Annotated in this window: 1 pseudogene; it reads left to right on the top strand. The window is 76.0% G+C overall.

Annotated features, from left to right (window positions below):
• A pseudogene (locus tag ACFFNX_RS51420) lies at positions 1-889 on the top strand (hypothetical protein); the annotation flags it as partial.

Genomic DNA, 889 nt, shown 5'->3' on the forward strand with positions numbered 1-889 from the left:
GCGAACGCCCTGGCCGATGCCCACCGCGAGCGTGAGGCGGCGCGGCTGGAGGCCCAGGAGGGGCTCGCCCAGCTCGGCGCCGCACACGACGAGGTACGGCGGGCCGAGGCGCGGGTGGCCGAGCTGACCGCCCAGCTGGAGTCCGCGCGCGCCGAACGCGACACGGCCCGCGAGATGGGCAACGAGGCGACCCGTACCGCCGAGGCCGCCAACACCGCGATCACCGCCGTGCGCGAGGAGCGTGACCAGCTCTCGCGGCGGGCGGCCGACCTCATGTCCGCCCTGGACCTGGCACGGGAGGAGCTCGCCGGTCAGCGGGAGGAGCTGGCCGGCGCCAAAGAGGCCCAGAGACGGTCGGTGGAGCTGGAGGAGGCGCGTACCCGGCTGAGTGCGGTCGAGGCCGAGCTGGACGAGATGCGCGCCGCCGCCGAGGCCGCGCACAAGAGCCGCGCCGCCGCGGAACAGGCCTGCGCCGAGGCCGACCGTCAAGCGCTGGAGGCCCGCTCCCACGCGGAGGAGATGAGCCTCGAACGCGACGAGATCGTCGCCGAGCGCGACTCGCTGGCCGCCGACCTCACGTCGTGCCGCCGGGAGCTGGAGGCCGCGAAACCGCGCCTGGCCGAGGCCGAGCGGATCGCCGCCGAGCTGGAGGAGAGCCGCGGCGAGCTCGAACGGCACCAGTCCCGGCTCGTCGAGCAGCAGCTCAAGTCCCGCGAGCACTCCGAGATGGTCGACCAGCTCCGCGGCGCCCTGGCCAAGATGATCGCCGAGCGCGACGCGGCCCGCGCCGACGCGGACGAGGCCCGCGACGAGCTGGAGCGGCTCGTGAACAGCGGTCCGTCCCGCTCGCGCCACGCGCGCCCGCCGGAGTTCGGCGCCCCGCCGCCCA

The organism is Actinoallomurus acaciae, assembly GCF_042429965.1.
Taxonomy (GTDB): Bacteria; Actinomycetota; Actinomycetes; order Streptosporangiales; family Streptosporangiaceae; genus Actinoallomurus; species Actinoallomurus acaciae.